Below are 458 nucleotides of genomic sequence, written 5' to 3' on the forward strand. Positions count from 1 at the left end.
TATCGATTCATTGCGCCAGAAGCAAAAGATGATGAAATTAAAGAATATGAAAATTTGCTTCGTAAATTATATATTCGAATGGGATTATGGAATGACGAAAAAGGAGCGAAAAATGAAATTACAACAAGAAAACCAAATGAGTATCCCATTTTCTCAAACTTTTTATCTTTTGTTCGTGATGAATTATATGAGAATGTAAAAAGTAGGAAACACCATGAGAATTTAGGAGAAAGCAGAAAACATCGTTTAGAGTTGATTGAATTAAATCTTGTAAATTTAGTAGAAGCATATGCACAATTATTTGATGGTCATTCCACTATTGAAAACTTTAAAAAAGAACAAGTTGTATCGTTTTCCTTACGAAACATTTCAAATTTTAAGCCGGAAGTATTCCAAGCGCAAATTTTTAATGTTTTTAATTTAATATGGGATGAAATGATATCCAATGGTGCGCCACA

Annotated in this window: 1 pseudogene; it reads left to right on the forward strand. The window is 29.9% G+C overall.

Going from position 1 to position 458, the window contains the following annotated elements:
* Window positions 1–458 (forward strand): annotated as a pseudogene (locus JDS95_RS32295) (VirB4 family type IV secretion system protein); the annotation flags it as partial.

The sequence above is a fragment of the Bacillus cereus group sp. N24 genome, from assembly GCF_016483345.1.
Classification (GTDB): Bacteria; Bacillota; Bacilli; order Bacillales; family Bacillaceae_G; genus Bacillus_A; species Bacillus_A toyonensis.